Consider the following 19,119-nt stretch of genomic DNA (forward strand, 5'->3'; position numbering starts at 1 on the left):
TCGTCGTCGTTCCGGCGATGCATTAGCACCGAAGCTGGGACGACAATTCGATTTATTGGTCCGCCAGCGCGGAAAATTCCTGCACCACGCGCTCATAGACCGGGCGCTTGAAGGGAATGATCAGCCCGGTCAGATTCTTCATCGGCTCCCAGCGCCAGCTCACGAATTCGGCCTTGTGGCCGCCGCCGCCGGGACTGGCGACATTGATCTCGCTGTCCTTGCCGGTGAAGCGCACCGCGTACCATTTCTGGCGCTGACCGCGATAGCGGCCCTTCCAGGCGCGCCCGGCGACCGTGCGCGGAATGTCGTAAGTGAGCCAGTCCGGGACCTCGCCGAGTCGCTCGACCGAGCGCACGCTGGTCTCCTCATAGAGCTCGCGCTTGGCGGCGTCCCAGGTGTCTTCGCCGGGATCGACGCCACCTTGCGGCATCTGCCAGACGTGGGTGTCGTCGACATGCTCGATGCCGCCGGCGCGGCGGCCGATGAATACCCGTCCCTCTGTGTTGATCAGCATCACACCGACGCAGGTCCGGTAGGGCAGATCCTCGTAACGCGCCATTCCGCCAGACCTCTCGCATGCTGTCGGTAAGGCTTGACCGGTCCCGCGGGACTCGTGCCGTACCAATCCGTTGATTTAGCTGGATTTTGATTTCAGCATCGCGGTTGTCAATGGCACCAAAAGGATACCCCGGTCGCCCAACGTCTTGGTCCAGGCGCCGATGCGCTCGATCGAGACGGGAAGGGCGGAGGCGGTGCCGACAGCCGCGCCGCGCTCGCGTGCCGCCGATTCCAGCTTGTTCAGGGCGCGGTCGATCTCGGTCGGGGTCGGCACCACGTCGATCGCGATGTCGCCCTTGCCGAACGGCATGGCCTGGTTCGCCGCGGCCTGGGCTGCGATGCTGCGGGGCGAGGAGCCGTCGTCGAAGAAGCCGAGGCCGCGCTTGGCCGCCTCGCGGATGATCGGCTGCATCGCCGGCTCCGTCGCGATGAAGCGGGCGCCCATGAAATTGGTGATGCCGGCATAGCCCTGCATCCGGCTGAAATGCCAGAACAGGCGGTCCATGTTCTGGTCGGCGCTGAGCGAGGTCAGCAGCGTCTGCGGTCCCGGATCATTGTCGGGGAAATCGTAGGGCTCCATCGGGATCTGGAGGAAGATCTCGTGGCGCTGCGCGCGGGCCCGTTCGGCGAGCTTGCCGGGATCGGTGCCGTAGGGCGTGAAGGCCAGCGTCACCGCCGCCGGCAGCCTCATGATCGCATCGGTGGTCTTGGCGGCGCCGACGCCGAGCCCGCCGATCACGATGGCCACCACCGGCATCTTGGCGGCCTTGGCGCGATCGGCGTCCGCCGCATAGACGTTGAACGGCTTCAGCCCGTCGGCGACCACCGGGATCATGCCGTAGCGTGACTTCTCCAGCAGTTTTGGATTGATCCCAGCCATGACGGGCGGTGGGGCCGAAGCGGCCCCGGCCTTGTCGCCTGCGTCCTCGCCGATCACCACGTCGTGGCGGGCGCCGGTGGAGCCGTCGATCATGGTGACGGTCTTCTGCTCGCCCGGTGCGGCCTGCTTCGGCGTCTCCTGGCTGTCGTGCTTGCTATCCTGCTTGCTGTCCTGCTTGCCGTCCTGGCCGTGGCCGGCGGCGGGCTTCTCGGCGGGAGCCTTGTCGGCGCCGTTCTCGCGGATGGCGATCCGCGTCATCGGCTCGCCGCCGAGCGGATCCTTGTTGAAGATGGCGAAGCCGGCAAAGGTGAGGAGGAACAGGCCGAGCAGCACGGCGAGCGCCTGCATGGCCGTGAACGGCAACCGCAGCCGGCGTTTTCGACGCGGCTTGTCCTGTCCGAGCGGGGCGCTCAGATCATCGGCCGTTTCAGTCATGCGCGATCCCGAATCACTGCCAATGACGATACCACGCCGGGGTCAAGCGGCGGCAGGCCGGGATAGGCCGGGGATGCCAGGAGTTTCCAGCAACCAGGAGTTCCAAGCAAAAAGGGCGGCTCCGAGGAGCCGCCCTTTCGTGGGATCGCGTGGATGCGCCGACTTTAGTTCGCCGCTTTGGGCTTGTCGGTCGTAGCCTTGTTGTCGCCGCCCGGGGTGGGCGCGGCGGAGGCGCTGTTCTTGATGCCGTGGAGCAGGTCGTCGGCGAGCTTGAGCGCCTTGTCGTCCTTGGCGTCCGGCGGGACGTAGGACTGCGAGCCGGTCTTCTCGTCGCCATCGTTCTTCAGATGACCGCGCAGCGAAGCCTCACCCTTGGTGTCGGTGCGCGACTTCAGCTCGTCCGGCACGTCCTGCAGCACTTCGATGTCGGGCACGATGCCCTTGGCCTGGATCGACTTGCCCGACGGCGTGTAGTAGCGCGCCGTGGTCAGGCGCAGCGCGCCGTTGCCGCTTCCGAGCGGAATGATGGTCTGCACCGAGCCCTTGCCGAACGAGCGCGTGCCGACGATGGTCGCGCGCTTGTGGTCCTGCAGCGCGCCGGCGACGATCTCCGATGCCGATGCCGAGCCGCCATTGACCAGCACGATGACAGGCTTGCCTTTGGTCAGATCGCCCGAATGCGCGGTGCGACGCTGGGTCTCCTCGGCGTTGCGGCCGCGGGTCGACACGATCTCGCCCTTCTCCAGGAACGAGTCGGACACGGTGACCGCTTCCTCGAGCAGGCCGCCCGGATTGTTGCGGAGGTCGATGATGTAGCCCTTCAGCTTGTCGCCGATCTGATTGGAGAGGTTGGCGACCTCGCGCTTCAGGCCTTCGGTGGTCTGCTCGTTGAAGGTGGTGATGCGGATATAGGCGATGTCGTCGGCCTCGACGCGCGCGCGCACCGAGCGGACGCGGATGTTGTCGCGCACCAGGGTGACGTCGATCGGATTGTCCTGGCCCTTGCGGATGATCTTGAGCTTGATCTTGGTGTTGACGGGGCCGCGCATCTTCTCGACCGCCTGGTTCAGGGTCAGGCCCTGCACCGCTTCATCGTCGAGATTGGTGATGATGTCGTTGGCCATGACGCCGGCGCGCGATGCCGGGGTGTCGTCGATCGGCGAGACCACCTTGATCAGGCCGTCTTCCATCGTGACCTCGATGCCGAGGCCGCCGAACTCACCGCGGGTCTGCACCTGCATGTCGCGGAAGCTCTTGGCGTCCATGTAGCTCGAATGCGGATCGAGGCCGGTGAGCATGCCGCTGATGGCGGATTCGATCAGCTTGGTGTCGTCGGGCTTCTCGACATAGTCGGAGCGCACGCGCTCGAAGACGTCACCGAACAGATTGAGCTGGCGATAGGTGTCTGCGGTCGCGGCTCGCGCGCTGGAGCCCATGAACACCGCGCGCGGCTGGGTCACGAACAGCATCAGCGCCGCACCGGTGGCCGCGCTGAGGAGGATTACTGAAGTCTTGCGCATCATCCGCGAACCTTCTCGCCTTCATTTGCGGCCCACCATGGGCCTGGATCGATTGGAGTGCCGTCCTTACGGAACTCGACATACAGCACAGGTTGACTCGCGTTCGTCGCGAGAATGGAGGCGACCTGAGAGGTCGATCCCATCGTCGCAACCGGCTCCCCCGTGAGCACAAACTGTCCGATGTTGACCGAAATGCGCTCCATCCCGGCGATCAGGACATGATACCCGCCCCCGGCGTTGAGGATCAAGAGTTGTCCATAGCTGCGGAACGGGCCTGAATAGACCACCCAGCCGTCACACGGCGTTGTGACCTGGGAGCCGGGCTTGGTCGCCAGCGAAATGCCCTTCTGGACCCCGCCGACCCCGTCGGAACCGCCAAAATCCCTGATCTTGTTACCGTTAACCGGAAGAGGCAGGAGACCCTTGGCGGAAGCAAAGACGATCGCGGGGGTGGTCCGGGACCGGTCCTTGAACACGCCCGGCCCGGACTTGGCGCTCGCGCTGGCGCTGGCCGCCGCCTTGGCCTCGGCCTGCCTTGCGGCCTCGGCTGCCTTCTCGGCGGCCTTGGCGGCGCTTTGCAGATCCTGCTCCATCTTGGTGATCAGGCCCTGGAGATCGCCGACCTGTCTCGAAAGCGCGATGGCGCGCGAATTCTCCGCGTCGAGGTCCTTTTCGCGCGCCGCCTGCTGGCGCTGCCGCTCGTCGACGAGGGCGGTGAGCCGGGTCTGGTCGCTCCTGACCTTGTCGCGATCGGAAGCGAGCTGGTCGCGCTCGGTGGCGATATTCTTGCGCAAGGCCACGAGCTCGCCGAGCTCGCTTGCGATCTTTTCGGCGCGGCCGCGCAACTCCGGCACCACGGCGCCGAGCAGCATCGCCGTGCGCAGCGATTGCAGCGCATCTTCGGGCCGCACCAGCAGCGCCGGCGGCGTGCGCCGTCCGGCCCGCTGCAGTGCCGCCAGCACCTCGACGATGTCGGCACGGCGCGAATCGAGCGAGGAGCGCATCGCCTGCTCGCGTCCGTTGAGCGCGCGCAGCCGGGCTTCGGTTTCGTCGATCTTGGTCTCCACGCTGCGCACATTGGCGGCGGTGTCGATCAGCTGCTGATTGAGCTGGGTACGGTCCTGGCCGAGTGAGGTGATCTCGGCCTTGAGCTTGGCCTGCGCCTCTTCCGCGCTCTTCTGCCGGGCGCGCGCGGCTTCGAGCTCCTGCTCGCGCTGCTTGATGGCGTCGGGCGAGACGGCGGCGGTCTGCGGCGCCGGCGCTGCGGTCTGGGCTTGCGCGAGGGTTATGTAAGCTTGCGCGAGGCTTGCGCCGGCAACGCTTGTGATCAGCAGCAGGTTGAGGAGCGGCGCTCGCATCGTGTCGGCAAAAGTGCCCGTTGTGGCGCGGATCACGCGCGGTGATAGGGGTGGCCGGCCAGAATGGTGGCGGCCCGATAAAGCTGTTCCAGAAGCATGACGCGGACCATTTGGTGCGGCCAGGTCGCAGAGCCGAACGCGATCGCGAGCTTGGCCTTACGGCGCAATTCGGGCGAAAGTCCGTCCGCCCCTCCGATCATGAAGATAGTATGTCCGGCCCCCTCGTCCCGCCAGCGCCCGAGATGCCGTGCGAATACGGTGGAGTCGAGATTTTGCCCGCGCTCGTCCAGTGCCACCAGGATCGATTTGTCCGGAATATGCGCGGAGATCGCGGCGGCCTCTTCGGTCATCCGCGTCGCGGTGTCGCGCGCGCGGCTCTCGGGGATTTCGTGGACCAGGAGTTCGCGGAATCCGAGCTTGCGGCCGGCCTCGTCGAACCGCTCGAAATAGCGGTCGGCAAGCTCTCGTTCGGGGCCCTGCTTCAGCCGGCCCACCGCAATGACAGCAACGCGCATGATATCTTCAGGGGTCTGATATCTTCAGGGTCGTGTTTTCAAGACCGCGCGCAAATGGCGCGCGCACGACGCTAGCATGCGCGTCAGCCGATTCGAAATCGGCTCGATCAGCCTAGATCGCCTTCGCCGCCCCTGGGCCCTGCGTGTACAATCGCTCGAGATTGTAGAACTCGCGGACCTCGGGTCTGAACACGTGCACGATCACGTCGCCGGAATCGATCAGCACCCAGTCGCAATTGGGCAAGCCCTCGACATGGATGTTCTTGATGCCGTTTTCCTTGAGGCCCTTGGCGACGTTTTCCGCGATCGCGCCAACGTGCCGGTTCACCCGGCCGGTGGTGACGATCATGTAGTCGGAGTACGCCGATTTGCCGCGAAGGTCGATGGTGACCGTCTCTTCCGCCTTCATGTCCTCGAGGCGGGAGAGGATCAGGCTCAGCGTCTTGTCGGCGTCGGGTTGCGCCTTCAAGGCCGCAGCTTTGGCTGATGTTTTACGCGCCGGCTTGGCAACCTTGGGTAAAACAGACTTCGTCGAAGCTGACTTGGACAATACAGATGTGGTCAGGGACCATTCCTTTCACTGTATCGCGAACGCCGAATCCGCGCTCACTGGTTACACTACATCATGTGGGGTTAAGGGTTTCAATATGCCAGAGAGGCGAAAGCCCACACCACATCCGCACCTTCGTCCTCACATTTTACCTTTCCAGCTCCCGTCCGGGTTCCGTAAGCCCGTTGAGGACAGATTCAGCTTCAATCCGGTCAGGAATACCCAGGCCGGCGCCGGCCGGTCCGCAAGCAGCGCTGCCTTGCTCTCGGGCAGGCGGTAGCGTGCCAGCGCCTGGGCTGCGGGGGAGGCGAGGGCGCGAAAACTCTGCGGCGGGCGATCGATGACTGCCATCGGCACCTGGCCGGCGATGCGCCGCCAGTCCTGCCAACGATGGAATTGAGCGAGGTTGTCGGCGCCCATGATCCAGACAAAGCGCAGGCCCGAGAAGCGGCGGCGCAAGGTGTTGATCGTGTCGATAGTGTAGCGCGTGCGGATGACGGATTCGAGACAGCTGACCTCGATCCTGGGATCATCGGCGACGTCGCGCGCGGCCTGCATGCGCTCGCCGAGCTGATGCAGATTGCCGTTCTCCTTCAGCGGATTGCCTGGGGTCACCAGCCACCAGACACGATCGAGTTGCAATCGCTGGAGCGCGAACCGGCTGATCGCGCGGTGGGCCTGATGCGGCGGATTGAACGAACCACCGAGCAGGCCGATGCGCATGCCCTCCGTGTGGGGCGGGACCGCTTGCGCCACGAAACGCGGCACGACGAAATTGTTGCTCAATGCCCGCCCCGAGACGTTGCTTACGGCCGCGTCTGTCCGCTGCCGTGAACGCGATATTTGAAGCTCGTCAGCTGCTCGGCGCCAACAGGGCCGCGGGCGTGGAAGCGGCCGGTCGCGATCCCGATCTCGGCGCCGAAGCCGAACTCGCCGCCGTCGGCGAATTGCGTCGAGGCGTTGTGCAGCACGATCGCGGAATCGACCTCGCTGAGGAATTTCTTCGCAGCCGCCTCATCCGCGCTCACGATCGCATCGGTGTGATGCGAGCCATGGTTCTGGATGTGCGCGATTGCGCCATCGACGCCGTCGACGACCTTCGCCGCGATGATCGCGTCGAGATATTCGGTGTCCCAATCGTCTTCGCTCGCAGGTTTAACGCGCGCATCCGTTCCTTGCACCGTTTCGTCGCCGCGCACTTCGCAGCCCGCTTCGATCAGCATCTCGACCAGCGGCTTCAGATTTTTGCCGGCCGCAGCACGATCGACCAGCAGCGTCTCGGCTGCGCCGCAGACGCCGGTGCGGCGCATTTTTGCGTTGAGCACGAGCGATTTCGCCATGGCGAGGTCGGCGCTGGCATCGACATAGACGTGGTTGACGCCTTCCAGATGCGCGAACACAGGCACGCGCGCTTCCTGCTCGACACGCGCGACGAGGCTTTTCCCCCCGCGGGGCACGATCACGTCGACCGCGCCGTTCAGGCCCGAGAGCATCATGCCGACTGCCGTGCGGTCGCGCGTCGGCACCAGCGTGATCGCAGCCTCGGGCAGGCCCGCCTCGCGCAGGCCCTGCACCAGGCATTCATGGATCGCGCGGCAGGACCGAAAACTGTCCGAGCCGCCGCGCAGGATCACGGCATTGCCGGACTTCAGGCACAGCACGCCGGCGTCGGCCGCAACGTTCGGCCGGCTCTCGAAGATCACGCCGACGACGCCGAGCGGCACGCGCACGCGCTCGATCCTCATGCCGTTTGGCCGCTGCCAGCTCTCGGTGACGATGCCGACGGGATCGGCGATGCCGCGCACGATGCCGATGCCCTCGGCCATGCCCTCGATGCGCGCCGGCGTCAGCGTCAGGCGGTCGATGAAGGAGGATGTGGCATTGCCGGCGGCGCGGGCTTCCGCGACGTCCTCGGCATTGGCGGCGAGGATCGCCGCAGAGCTCGCGCGGATCGCCCGCTCCATGGCTTCCAGCGCCCGGTTTTTCTGCTCCGGCGGCGCCAGCGCCAGCACGCGCGCGGCAGCGCGGGCGCGGGTTCCGAGATCGGACATCAGCGCCTGGAGATCGGCATTGCCGTCAACGGCTTTGAGGGGGGCGGCCATGGGAGGTTCAACCTTCTGCTAAGGCGGTGTCCTAGCACGGAAATCCCGCTTTTGCGAAGGGCAGGGAGGGTATGGCAGGGCTTCGACCGGTGGGGTGGGCTCGGCCACTGGCCCAGCCCCCGACGTCATGGCCGGGCTTGTCCCGGCCATCCACGACCTTCGCGCGGCACCAAGAACGTGGATGCCCGGGACAAGCCCGGGCATGACGGAAAAAGCCTCTACCCGCCCACCACCAGATCGTCGCGGTGGATCATCTCCGAGCGCCCGCTGATACCTAGGATGGTCATCACATCAGGGGAGGAGCGGCCCTTGATCCGCTCGGCGACCTCGGCGTCGTAGGCGATCAGGCCGCGGCCGACCTCGCTGGTGTCGGGGCCGCGCACGATCACGGCATCGCCGCGGGCGAACTGGCCCTCGACCTTGATCACGCCGGCCGGTAGCAGGCTGGCGCCGGCGCGCAGCGCCGTCACAGCGCCGGCATCGATCGTCAGCGTGCCCTTCGGCTCCAGCGTGCCCGCGATCCAGCGCTTGCGCGAGGTGATGGGATTGGCCGGCGTCAGGAACCAGGTGCAGCGGCCGCCATCGGCGATCGCCTGCAAGGGATGCTCGATCTTGCCGGAGGCGATCAGCATATGCGTGCCGCCGGTGGTCGCGATCTTGGCCGCTTCGACCTTGGTGCGCATGCCGCCGCGCGACAGCTCGGACTCGGCATCGCCAGCGACAGCCTCGATCTCCGAGGAGATGCTCTCGACCACCGGAATGAGTTTTGCGTTCGGATTGTTCTTCGGCGGGGCGTCGTAGAGCCCGTCGATGTCGGACAGCAGCACGAGCAGGTCGGCGCTCGCCATGGTGGCGACGCGGGCGGCGAGGCGGTCATTGTCGCCGTAGCGGATCTCGTTGGTCGCCACCGTGTCGTTCTCGTTGATCACGGGGATGGCGCGCCACTCCAGCAGCTTGCCGATGGTGGAACGTGCATTGAGATAGCGGCGGCGCTCCTCGGTGTCCTGCAGCGTCACCAGGATCTGGCCGGCGCCGATACCGTGCGCGCCGAGCACCTCGGACCAGATCCGCGCCAGCGCGATCTGGCCGACGGCGGCGGCGGCCTGGCTCTCTTCCAGCTTGAGCGGGCCGCGCGGCAGCTTGAGGCGGCTGCGGCCGAGCGCGATCGAGCCGGAGGAGACGACGAGGACGTCGCGTCCCTCCCTGTGCAATTTGGCCATGTCGTCGGCGAGCGCGGCGAGCCAGGACGCCCGCACCTCCCCCTTGTCGGAATCGACCAGCAGCGCGGAGCCGACCTTGACGACGATGCGGCGGAATTGACTGAGTTCGGGGCTGGCCATGGCGGTCGTCAAATTGCTCTGTCGTTGGTCCGGCGGAGCAAAAAGGGGCGGCGCCGATGCGGCTAGCTTTTGCAGCAGGACGGTGGCCGGCGCAAGGCAGAGGAGCCGGTAAATAGGCCTAACGGCACCCTTGTCGGCCGAGGCCCGGGCAGTCTATGCCTCGAATAATCAATAACGAGGGAGGATGACGTGGACCGACGCAGCTTCATTGCCGGAGGCCTCTCGCTGCCCTTGCTGGCGCAGGCCGGTGGCGCACATGCTCAATCCGGTCCGCTGACGCGCATCATCTTCCCGTTCGCGGCAGGCGGCAGCGGTGATGCCTTGTGTCGTCTCATCGCCGAGCAATTCGGCGCCCCGCTTGGGCGAACCATGATCGTCGAGAATCGTACCGGTGGTGACGGGTTGATCGGAATCAGGGCCGTGAAGGGCGCAAGCTCGGACGGCAATACAATCTTGGTGACGACCGGTCCGACCATGTACCTGCTGCCGATGGTGGAGAATCAACCGAGCTTCGACGCGGCCAAGGATTTCGTCCCCGTGTCGCAACTCGTTCGCTTCGAGTTTGCCGTCGTTGCAAGTCCCGCGATCGGGGTGGGTAGTTTTAGTGAACTCGTCACCTGGTTGAGGGCAAATGTCGCAAAGGCCGCCTATGGGACACCAGGCAGCGGCAACATCCCGCACTTCCTCGGATGGCGACTTGAACAGATCCTTGGTCTTTCAATGACCCGGGCGCCCTATCGCGGGAGCGCGCTTGTCATGAATGACCTCATCGCCGGCCATCTGCCATTCGGCATCACCACGGTATCCGATGCGATCGCGCAGCATCGTGCCAACGGCGTGAGGATCCTCGCGATTGCAAGCGCAGAGCGCTCGCCGTTCGTTCCCGATGTGCCGACGCTGAAGGAAAGCGGCATCGATCTCGTTGCCGACGGCTGGTACGGCATGTGGCTCCCCGCCGGCAGCCCGCCGGATTTTGCCGAAAAGCTCAGCGCAGCCGCGGTCGCGATGCTGGCCAAGCCGGAGGTGAAGGACAAGCTCACCGCGATCGGGTTGATTCCGGTCGGAAGCAGTGCGGACGGGCTTTCGAAGGAGCTCGCCGCGAACACGGCGTTCTGGCAGCCGATCGTCAAGGCGACGGGATACAAGATCGAGAATTGAACCGTAATCGTGAAGTGGATCTCTGCTAATGGAACAGCAGCTGCTTGGCGCCGCGCGGTTGTTTGCGAGTCACTATCAGATCGTCGTCTGCGACGATCCGCGCAGACCGCTTGGTGCTGATGAAAATTGGAATGACGAGAAAACCAAACGGGGCTTTGCAGGCGCGCCCACGTTCCGCATGATCAATACCGAAGCTGATCTTAATGACCATTGGGTCGAGCTGGTCGCCGCTAGCCGGCCGCCCTCCTTCGATGAATGGCAGCGGATCACCTGCGTCCACTTCCGATCCGAGAGCGGACGCGTTCACGTCATGTCGGTGATCGACAATGAGTCTGCATATTCCGCAGACGTGGAGCCGGGCGATTATTCGATCTATGCGGCCGCGCAAAATCTTGGAATCGATCAATTGAGCCTCGGCGAGAGCACGAAGCTCGCTGATGTCGAATTCGCCCAGCGAAAAGATGTCGAGTGGTATCGCCTCTTTCTGGTTCCGGGCAAACCGGAGTTCGAAGGACGACTCGTGGACCGCCCTTAAGACGTACCGAGCGATGATTTGGCTTACATCTTCGCGCGTTGCGCGATGCCGTCCTTGATCGCGTCGAGCTCTTTCTCATCCCAGATGCCGATCAGGAAGCCGCCTTTCACCTGGAGCTGGTTCTCGGCATAGGCTGCGATCTTTTCGGGGGGCGTGGTGATGTGACCGCTCGGATGCAGCGCCCAGTCGAACAGCTCGGCCTGCAACCGCGCGATGATGCCGGCGCACTCTGGGTCGTCGCCGCGATCGACATATTCCTGCGGATCGGTTTCGAGATCGTACAGCATCGGGCGGAAGCCGGAGGCGTGGATGTATTTCCAGCGGCCGTCGAACACCATGAACAGGCGGCAGCGCTCGATCGGCTGGTTCAGCTTCAGCCGCACGTCCTGCATGGCGTAGTCGTATTCGGAGAACGTCACCTTGCGCCAATCAGGCGGCGTCGATCCGCGCAGCAGCGGCAATAGTGAACGTCCCTCGAGGATGTGCCCCGGCACCTTGCCGCCGAAATAGTCGACGAAGGTCGGCGCGAGGTCGATTCCCTCCACCAGCGCGTCGCTGCGCGTGCCGCGCGTGGCGTCAGCCTCTTGCGAAGGGTCGATGATGATCAGCGGGATCTTCGCCGACTGCTCGTGGAACAAATCCTTCTCGCCCATCCAGTGATCGCCGAGATAATCGCCGTGATCGGAGGTGAACACGATCATGGTGGTTTCCAGCAGGCCGCGTTCCTCCAGAAATTTCATCAGCACGCCCATCTGGTCGTCGATCTGGGTGATCAGGCCCATATAGGTCGGGATCACCTTCTCGCGGGCATCGTGGCGCGCCATGTTGCGGGAGTAGCGCATGTCCATATAGGCGCCGAACACCGGATGCGGATTCTGCCGCTCGCGCATCGAACGGATCGGCGGGATCATGTCCAAGGTCGAGTACATGCTCGCGTAGGGCTCCGGCGCGATATAGGGCCAGTGCGGCTTGATGTAGGACAGATGCAGGCACCATGGCTTGCCGTCGGTCTCGGCCTCGCCGATGAAATCCATCGCGCGGCGCGTCATGTAGGGCGTTTCGGAATGCTCGTCCGGCACGCGCGCGGCCTTGTCGGCATGCACCAGCAGCCAGCCGTTCTGCAAGCTACCGTCTTCCGCCGCGCCCGAATTGGCCCAATGCTCCCAGGGATTGGCGGCGTCAAAGCCTTTCTGGCGCAGATACTCGTCGTATTTCGGTCGCGGGCGGCCGGTCGGATGCAGACCGTCGTCGCGCTCATACGGTTCAAAACCGCATTCGGCGACATGCACGCCGATCATCGATTCCGGGGGAATGCCGAGCGCCTTCATGCCTTCGAGATCGGGCGCCATGTGGGTCTTGCCGACCAGCACGTTGCGCACGCCGATCTTGTTGAGGTGATCGCCAAGCGTCGGCTCGCCGACGCGCAGCGGCCAGCCGTTCCAGTGCGAGCCGTGCGAGCGCATGTAGCGGCCGGTGTAGAACGACATCCGCGACGGACCGCAGATCGGCGATTGCACGTAGGCCTTGCTGAACAGCACGCCGCGCTTGGCCATCGCGTCGATGTTCGGCGTCTTCAGTGTGGGATGGCCGGTGCAGCCGAGATAATCATAGCGAAGCTGGTCGCACATGATCCAGAGAACATTCTTCGCCCGCGCCATGCGTCATCCCTGCATTTTCTTGATGTTGGATGCTGCGCTATTGGAGGGGCGAAGACAAGCCGGTGATGCGCGTACGCGTAGCCGCAATCTCCGCCGTCATCCCTGCGAAAGCAGGGACCCATAACCACAGGGCGTGGTTTGGCGAAGACTCGATGTTCGGTACTACGACCATCCGCATCGAGAGATCACGCGGTGTGGGTCCTGCGCCCCGTGCGCAATTGCGCACTAGGCAGGGATGACAATCACGCCGACCACGGCTCCGCTTCGGCCGCGCTCTTGGCCTTGGCCGACACCGGGGCCTCGCCGATCACCTCGACCAGCGCACGCAGCGCTTCCTTGACACCATCGCCGGTGACTCCGGAGAGTAGCAGCGGCGTCTTCTTGGCGGCGCGCTTCAGCCGGTCCTTCTGCTTCTTCAATTCGTCCGGCTCGACCGCGTCGATCTTGTTCAGCGCGACAATCTCGATCTTGTCGGTGAGCAGCCCGCCATAGGCGTCGAGCTCCCTGCGCACCGTCTTGTAGGCCTTGCCGGCGTGCTCGCAGGTCGCGTCGATCAGATGCAGCAGCACGCGGCAGCGCTCGACATGGCCGAGGAAGCGATCGCCGAGGCCGGTGCCTTCATGCGCGCCTTCGATCAGGCCGGGAATATCGGCGAGCACGAATTCGCGGCCGTCAGCATTCACGACGCCGAGCTGCGGATGCAGCGTGGTGAAGGGATAGTCGGCGATCTTGGGCCGCGCCGCGCTGACCTTGGAGAGGAAGGTCGACTTGCCGGCATTGGGCATGCCGACGAGGCCGGCATCGGCGATCAATTTCAGTCGCAGCCAGATCCAGCGCTCTTCGCCCACCTGGCCGGGATTGGCGTTGCGCGGCGCGCGGTTGGTCGACGTCTTGAAATGCGCGTTGCCGAAGCCGCCATTGCCGCCCTCGGCCAGCACGAACTTTTCGCCGACCTTGGTGAAGTCGTGGATCAGCGTCTCGCGGTCCTCGTCGAAGATCTGCGTGCCCATCGGCACCTTCAGCACGATGTTCTTGCCGTTGGCGCCGTGGCGGTCCGAACCTGAGCCGTTCTCGCCCTTCTGGGCCTTGAAGTGCTGCTGGTAGCGGTAGTCGATCAGCGTGTTGAGGCCGTCGGCGACCTCGATGATGACGTTGCCGCCGCGGCCGCCATTGCCGCCGGAGGGGCCGCCGAATTCGATGAACTTCTCGCGGCGGAACGCCACGCAGCCGTTCCCGCCGTCACCGGAGCGGATATAGACCTTTGCTTCGTCGAGGAATTTCATGGGCCATAGGTAGGCCAGCAGGTCTCCCGCGGCAACCCGGATAGACCCGCAAATCGGCCGAATTTCTCGCGATTTCGCCCCTTGCTTAACCAGTCGGCCGGCGCCGGATCAGGAATTTCTGCGTCCCCTCCAGCACCAGCTCCTTGCGCTGGTTGAACACGGTGCTGCGGAGCGTCACTGCGCCGGTGGTACGTCCCGGCACCAGCTCGGTGACTTCGAGCGCGGGGTAGATGGTGTCATCGGCAAACACGGGCTTGAGGAACCGGCTCGACTGCTCGAGGAAGCCCACCAGGGACTCCTCGACCATGAACGGAAACAGGCCGGCGCCCGGCGCGGTGTGGATCAGCGTCTGAAAACCGTGGGCGAGCAGATGCGGCATGCCGCGGCTGCGGCAATATTCCACGTCATAGTGCACGGGATGGGTGTCGCCACTCGCGGTCTGGAATGCGGCGAATATCGCCGAGGTCTGGGTCCGGCTCGGCAGCACGAAGCGTTCGCCGATGACGAAATCCTCAAACCAGCGTTGCGTGGGGATCATGCGATGCTGGGTCGGATCGAAATCGGTCATGTCCATGCTCACTTTATCGGCGGGGCGCTTATCGCTACCGCGATGCGAAGAGTGCGACAATCCGTTCAATTCGGCTTGCGCGGGGTTGCCGCGGCGGCTCACGTCATTAAAAACGACCGCAAGCGAACTCTAGCGCTGATTTTCTGCGCTCTCTCCGCCCGTCATTGCGAGGAGCGTAGCGACGAAGCAATCCAGACTGCCGCCATGGAGACGGTCTGGATTGCTTCGCTTCGCTCGCAATGACGACCTCTCACAGTCCGACTTATTCGATGCCCCTGTTCAAGAACCTCTCCGCCTATGACGATCGCTCCGCGCGCCTCGCCGGCATCGGGCTGATGGTGCTGTCGATCTTCATGTTCTCGTTCGGCGACGCCATGGGCAAGTTCCTGGTCGGGACTTATTCGGTGGGGCAGCTCTTGTTCCTGCGCGCCTGCGCGGCGCTGCTGCTGCTCGCGCCGCTGATCTGGCGGCAGCGTCATGATTTCGTCCGCCTCGAACGGCCGTGGCTGCAGCTGTTTCGCGTCGTGCTGTCGACGCTCGAGGTCGCCGCCTTCTTCCTCGCCACCGTCTATCTGCCGCTCGCCGACGTCATCACCTATTATCTTGCCGGTCCCATCTTCGTCACCGCGATGTCGGCGATCTTCTTAGGGGAGAAGGTCGGCTGGCGGCGCTGGACCGCGATCCTGATCGGCTTCTGCGGCGTCCTGATCGCGCTGCGGCCGTCGGCGCAGACCGTCAGCCTGCCGGCGCTGATCGCGCTCGGCGGCAGCCTGTCGTTTGCGACCTTGATGCTGATCACCCGCAGCCTGCGCAAGACGCCCGACATCGTGATGGCATCCTCGCAATTCGTCGGCACGTTTTCGCTGGGCGCGGTGCTGTCCGCCTTCCACTGGGTGCCGCCGACCCCTGGCAGCCTGGTGATCTTCGCGCTGGCCGGATGCGTCTCGGTCACCGCGCTGTTCTGCGTCAACCGCTCGCTCAAGCTGGCGCCGGCCAGCGTCGTGGTGCCCTACCAATATTCGATGATCGTCTGGGCCGTGATCTTCGGCTTCGTCGTGTTCGGCGACGTGCCGTCAATGGCCACGCTCATCGGCGCCGCGATCATCATCGGCGCGGGGTTCTACATCTACTTGCGCGAACGGGATTTGGGTCGCGAGAGCGTGGAAGTGAATCCGCCGGCGTAACCCCACTCACGCCGTCGTCCCTGCGAAAGCAGGGACCCATACCCACAGGGAGATGTTTTGCGAAGACTCGGAGTGGGCGCTTTTGCCTCACACTCCTCCCTGTGGTTATGGGCCCTCGCTTTCGCGGGGGCGACACTGGTGATTGAGGACGCAGTGCGCCACCTACCTCATCCTTCGCGCACTGCTCCAGCTCTTCAGCGAGGCCCACACGCCGCGCGAGAGGCGGAAGCAGTCGACCGGCGTCGACGATCCCAGCGCGAGGAAGCGGTGCAGCTGCACGCCGCTCCACTGGAAGCCGCACTTCTCCAGCACCTTGCGCGAGGCGGGATTGGTGACGCGCGCGCCGGCATAGAGATGCTCGTCCTCGAATTCCTCGAAGAAGAAGTCGATCGCGCCGCGCGCGGCCTCGGTGGCAAAGCCCTGGCCCCAGTGCTCGACGCCGAGCCAATAGCCGAGCTCGGCATTGCCAGGCGTGGAGCAGTCGATGCCGACCATGCCGACCGGCCCGGTATCGTGCTCGATCAGGAACACGGTCTCGCTGCCGAGCGCGGCGGTGGCGCGGACGAAGGCGACGGCGTCGTCCTGCGAATAGGGGTGCGGGAGGCGGCGGGTGTTTTCGGCGACGCGGCGGTCGTTGGCGAGCCGGGCGATGGTCCTGACGTCGGCGAGGGTCGGCCGCCGCAAGGTCAGCCGTTCGGTGGCGACGACACCAGGTCTCGCCTCAGCCAAGGTCGCGCTCGAGAAATCCTGCAACATGTCCGGCTCCGTGAAAGTCACTAAGTCAAAGTGAGCAAGTCAAAAGAAAAGGGGAGGCCGGTTTCCCGCCTCCCCCTTGGAGCCTTCGATCTCTTGCGATCTTAAGGACTCCGCCGGTTTGGTAGGACCGGCGGACTCCAATTTGATCCACCGTCTATTCAGCCGCCTCTGCGAGCGGGAGAACCGATACGAAAGTGCGGCCGTTGGCTTTGGCCTGGAACGTGACGCGACCCTCGATCTTGGCGAACAGAGTGTGGTCCGTGCCCATGCCGACATTAAGGCCCGGGTGCCAGGTGGTGCCGCGCTGACGCGCAATGATGTTGCCGGGAATCACAACTTCCCCGCCGAACGCCTTGATGCCGAGGCGCTTACCCTTGGAATCGCGACCGTTGCGCGATGAACCGCCTGCTTTTTTGTGAGCCATGGCTCGTCTCCGAAATCCTGCGTATTTCTAGATCAATTCCTTGACGGAATCATTTCAAAATTTCTCACGCATCAATTCGTGAATTGGCGTGATCGATTCTGCGTTACTCGGCGGCTTCCGCTGCCGGCTCCTTCGCCACCTTCTCCTTCTTCGGACGCGGGCCCTTGGTGGGCTTGGCGCCATCCGTCAGGATCTCGGAGATGCGGAGCACCGTGATCTCGTCGCGATAGCCGCGCTTGCGGCGCGAATTCTTGCGGCGGCGCTTTTTGAACGCGATGACCTTGGGGCCGCGCTTGTGGTCGAGCACCTCGACCGCAACGGACGCACCTGCGACCGTCGGAATGCCCAGCACCGGCGTGTCGCCGCCGACCACCAGAACTTCATTCAGCTGCACGATCGAGCCGACTTCGCCTTCGATCTTGCCTACTTCGAGAACATCATCCGGCACGACGCGGTATTGCTTGCCGCCGGTTTTGATGACTGCGAACATCGTTTTTTTCTCCGTGTTCAATCCCGGCCTCGCGACTGGTATCGTCGGGGTCGGCTTTTTGTCAGTCGCTATGGGTTTATCGAGTTTTGTGCGGGCGGGAGTTATCCCTTTGAAAACCCACGCAAAAACAAGCGGCGCGAGAAACGCCCCGCGCCGGGTGTGGGACTTATAGCCGCCGGCAGAGAAGAGTCAAGGAAAACCGCGGAAAAAGGCCCGGATTTGAAGGCCTTGGACCTCTTCCGGCGCCTCGTCGAATCTGCGGGATAGCATTGCAACCAACGGGTTCCCTTGCCGTTGTCCTCGCAAATCGACATGCGGGCAAGGGCTTACCATGGCAACGGACGAACTGGTCAAGGCGACGGGCATCGCCCATCACGGCGCGGAGCGGCTGCCGTCGGTGGAGATCGACAGTTTCAACATCGAGATGAAGGACGAGGACGGTTTTCTCGGCGATCGCGCCAGCAAGGGCGCGTTCCGCGACATCCTCGACCGCTGGCGCAAGCCGCTGCGCAAGACCGGGGAGGACCCGTTCGGCAAGGAGCCCTCGGAGGAGATCAGCAAGAAGACGCTGGATGCCATCCTGGTCGGCGACGACACCGAGGCCTCCGCGGTGGTGCACAGCGCGATCGAGGATTTCGCCCAGGAGCTTGCCTATGTCACCCGGCGTTTCCTCAAGACCAAGGCCTGGGCCAAGACCGAGCGCATTGTGGTCGGCGGCGGCTTTCGCGATTCCCGGCTCGGCGAGCTCGCGATCGCGCGCACCGAGATCATCCTCAAATCCGAGGACTTCAAGATCGACATGATGCCGATCCGCCATCATCCCGACGAGGCCGGCCTGGTCGGCGCGCTGCATCTGGCGCCGTCCTGGATCTTCGAGGCCTATGACAGCATTTTGGCCGTCGACATCGGCGGCACCAACATCCGCTGCGGCCTGGTCGAGACCAACTGGAGGAAGGCCAAGGACCTGTCGAAGGCTAAGGTCGTGAAATCCGAGCTGTGGCGTCATGCCGACGACGAGCCGACGCGCGAAGGTGCGGTCAAGCGCCTCACCAAGATGCTGAAGGGGCTGATCACGGAAGCCGAGAACGAAGGCTTCAAGCTCGCGCCTTTCATCGGCATCGCCTGTCCCGGCGTGATCAATGCCGACGGCTCGATCGAGAAGGGTGCGCAGAACCTGCCGGGCAATTGGGAGAGCAGCAAGTTCAACCTGCCGGCGAGCCTGATCGAGGGCATCCCCGAGATCGGCGAGCACGACACCGCGATCCTGATGCACAATGACGGCGTGGTTCAGGGCCTCTCCGAGGTGCCGTTCATGCAGGACGTCGAGCGCTGGGGCGTGCTCACCATCGGCACCGGCCTTGGCAATGCGCGCTTCACCAACCGCCGCAAGGAGAGCGCCAAGGACCGGGACAGTACGGAGAACGGAAAGAAAAAGGCCAAGGAAAACAACAAGGAAAACAACAAGGACAGCGCCAAGAGCGACTAGCTGCGCGTTTTCAAGCGAAGTGGACACCGGTTCGCGTCGAGAAAACGCGCAAAACAGGGAATCTGGAGCCCCGTTCCGATGTCATCGGAACGGAAGCGGCTCCAGAGTAACCTTGACTGGTTAGGTTAAGGACCGGATTGCGTTGCGGCGCCGAGGCCGCACGCTAGGGTCGAATTGTCGCCTCACCTGGCCGGCGAAGCCGCCCTTCCCAGCCAGTATTTCAATGAGCGGCAAGGGACCGCCAGTGTTTACCGCGTCTGGCGGTCCCACCCCGTTTTTTCGAACATGCAATGAGACGCCCGCTCCGAAGGCGGTGCGC

Annotated in this window: 20 protein-coding genes; 5 read left to right on the forward strand and 15 right to left on the reverse strand. The window is 64.3% G+C overall.

Going from position 1 to position 19,119, the window contains the following annotated elements; all coding sequences use genetic code 11:
- Positions 1-52: 52 nt before the first annotated feature.
- The 9 genes from GGD61_RS21030 to proB all read right to left on the reverse strand — a co-directional run bounded on the left by GGD61_RS21030 (position 53) and on the right by proB (position 9,258).
- Positions 53-559, reverse strand: coding sequence for an RNA pyrophosphohydrolase (locus GGD61_RS21030; RefSeq protein WP_018318852.1), 507 nt, complete (start codon positions 557-559; stop codon positions 53-55).
- A gap of 75 nt (positions 560-634) precedes the next feature.
- Complete coding sequence (locus tag GGD61_RS21035) at positions 635-1,873, reverse strand: divergent polysaccharide deacetylase family protein (RefSeq protein WP_092261420.1); 1,239 nt, start codon at positions 1,871-1,873, stop codon at positions 635-637.
- Between the two features lie 164 nt (positions 1,874-2,037).
- Positions 2,038-3,396: a S41 family peptidase gene (locus GGD61_RS21040; RefSeq protein WP_018318850.1), complete on the reverse strand. Its 1,359-nt coding sequence runs from the start codon at positions 3,394-3,396 to the stop codon at positions 2,038-2,040.
- Positions 3,393-4,751: a murein hydrolase activator EnvC gene (locus GGD61_RS21045; protein ID WP_092261511.1), complete on the reverse strand. Its 1,359-nt coding sequence runs from the start codon at positions 4,749-4,751 to the stop codon at positions 3,393-3,395. The genes GGD61_RS21040 and GGD61_RS21045 overlap by 4 nt, the downstream gene beginning before the upstream one ends.
- Before the next feature lie 32 nt (positions 4,752-4,783).
- Positions 4,784-5,266, reverse strand: coding sequence for a 23S rRNA (pseudouridine(1915)-N(3))-methyltransferase RlmH (gene rlmH, locus GGD61_RS21050; RefSeq protein WP_018318848.1), 483 nt, complete (start codon positions 5,264-5,266; stop codon positions 4,784-4,786).
- A gap of 112 nt (positions 5,267-5,378) precedes the next feature.
- On the reverse strand, positions 5,379-5,735 hold the full coding sequence (rsfS, locus tag GGD61_RS21055) for a ribosome silencing factor (protein WP_018318847.1): 357 nt from the start codon (positions 5,733-5,735) through the stop codon (positions 5,379-5,381).
- Between the two features lie 222 nt (positions 5,736-5,957).
- The gene (locus GGD61_RS21060) at positions 5,958-6,602 is read right to left on the reverse strand and encodes a nicotinate-nucleotide adenylyltransferase (RefSeq protein ID WP_177237390.1); all 645 of its coding nucleotides are present in this window, start codon (positions 6,600-6,602) and stop codon (positions 5,958-5,960) included.
- Between the two features lie 20 nt (positions 6,603-6,622).
- Positions 6,623-7,918, reverse strand: coding sequence for a glutamate-5-semialdehyde dehydrogenase (locus GGD61_RS21065; RefSeq protein ID WP_183231070.1), 1,296 nt, complete (start codon positions 7,916-7,918; stop codon positions 6,623-6,625).
- A 218-nt stretch (positions 7,919-8,136) separates the two neighbouring features.
- Entirely contained in the window at positions 8,137-9,258 is a 1,122-nt protein-coding gene (gene proB, locus GGD61_RS21070) for a glutamate 5-kinase (RefSeq protein WP_092261418.1), read from the reverse strand.
- A gap of 189 nt (positions 9,259-9,447) precedes the next feature.
- Between proB and GGD61_RS21075 the strand changes: the two genes are divergently transcribed.
- Together GGD61_RS21075 and comJ are read left to right on the forward strand one after the other, a co-directional pair.
- On the forward strand, positions 9,448-10,416 hold the full coding sequence (locus GGD61_RS21075; RefSeq protein WP_092261417.1) for a Bug family tripartite tricarboxylate transporter substrate binding protein: 969 nt from the start codon (positions 9,448-9,450) through the stop codon (positions 10,414-10,416).
- A 28-nt stretch (positions 10,417-10,444) separates the two neighbouring features.
- Positions 10,445-10,951, forward strand: a complete 507-nt coding sequence (gene comJ, locus GGD61_RS21080) for a competence protein ComJ (protein ID WP_092261416.1) — start codon at positions 10,445-10,447, stop codon at positions 10,949-10,951.
- A gap of 23 nt (positions 10,952-10,974) precedes the next feature.
- Here comJ and GGD61_RS21085 read toward each other — a convergent pair whose 3' ends face one another.
- The 3 genes from GGD61_RS21085 to GGD61_RS21095 all read right to left on the reverse strand — a co-directional run bounded on the left by GGD61_RS21085 (position 10,975) and on the right by GGD61_RS21095 (position 14,460).
- On the reverse strand, positions 10,975-12,609 hold the full coding sequence (locus GGD61_RS21085; protein ID WP_183231071.1) for an alkaline phosphatase family protein: 1,635 nt from the start codon (positions 12,607-12,609) through the stop codon (positions 10,975-10,977).
- Positions 12,610-12,851: 242 nt separating this feature from the next.
- Positions 12,852-13,892, reverse strand: coding sequence for a GTPase ObgE (obgE, locus tag GGD61_RS21090; protein WP_092261415.1), 1,041 nt, complete (start codon positions 13,890-13,892; stop codon positions 12,852-12,854).
- A gap of 85 nt (positions 13,893-13,977) precedes the next feature.
- Positions 13,978-14,460 carry a MaoC family dehydratase gene (locus GGD61_RS21095; protein ID WP_177237389.1) on the reverse strand — a complete coding sequence of 161 codons (483 nt, stop codon included), beginning with the start codon at positions 14,458-14,460 and terminating at the stop codon, positions 13,978-13,980.
- Here GGD61_RS21095 and GGD61_RS21100 point away from each other — a divergent pair.
- Together GGD61_RS21100 and GGD61_RS21105 are read left to right on the forward strand one after the other, a co-directional pair.
- Positions 14,434-14,703 (forward strand): hypothetical protein, encoded by a 270-nt coding sequence (locus GGD61_RS21100; protein WP_183231072.1) that lies wholly within the window; start codon positions 14,434-14,436, stop codon positions 14,701-14,703. The genes GGD61_RS21095 and GGD61_RS21100 overlap by 27 nt on opposite strands.
- 26 nt (positions 14,704-14,729) lie before the next feature.
- Entirely contained in the window at positions 14,730-15,644 is a 915-nt protein-coding gene (locus GGD61_RS21105; protein ID WP_092261509.1) for a DMT family transporter, read from the forward strand.
- A 162-nt stretch (positions 15,645-15,806) separates the two neighbouring features.
- Here the strand turns inward: GGD61_RS21105 and GGD61_RS21110 are convergent, their stop codons facing one another.
- The 3 genes from GGD61_RS21110 to rplU all read right to left on the reverse strand — a co-directional run bounded on the left by GGD61_RS21110 (position 15,807) and on the right by rplU (position 17,314).
- Positions 15,807-16,400, reverse strand: coding sequence for a GNAT family N-acetyltransferase (locus GGD61_RS21110; RefSeq protein WP_026202082.1), 594 nt, complete (start codon positions 16,398-16,400; stop codon positions 15,807-15,809).
- Between the two features lie 154 nt (positions 16,401-16,554).
- Positions 16,555-16,824 (reverse strand): 50S ribosomal protein L27, encoded by a 270-nt coding sequence (gene rpmA / locus GGD61_RS21115; protein ID WP_008137923.1) that lies wholly within the window; start codon positions 16,822-16,824, stop codon positions 16,555-16,557.
- A gap of 103 nt (positions 16,825-16,927) precedes the next feature.
- A complete protein-coding gene (gene rplU, locus GGD61_RS21120; protein WP_008538808.1) occupies positions 16,928-17,314 on the reverse strand; it encodes a 50S ribosomal protein L21 in 387 nt (128 codons plus the stop codon).
- Positions 17,315-17,645: 331 nt separating this feature from the next.
- Between rplU and GGD61_RS21125 the strand changes: the two genes are divergently transcribed.
- Positions 17,646-18,800, forward strand: coding sequence for an ROK family protein (locus GGD61_RS21125; RefSeq protein ID WP_092261413.1), 1,155 nt, complete (start codon positions 17,646-17,648; stop codon positions 18,798-18,800).
- Positions 18,801-19,119 lie beyond the last annotated feature (319 nt).

The sequence above is a fragment of the Bradyrhizobium sp. SBR1B genome (assembly GCF_014198205.1).
In the GTDB taxonomy this organism is placed as follows: domain Bacteria; phylum Pseudomonadota; class Alphaproteobacteria; order Rhizobiales; family Xanthobacteraceae; genus Bradyrhizobium.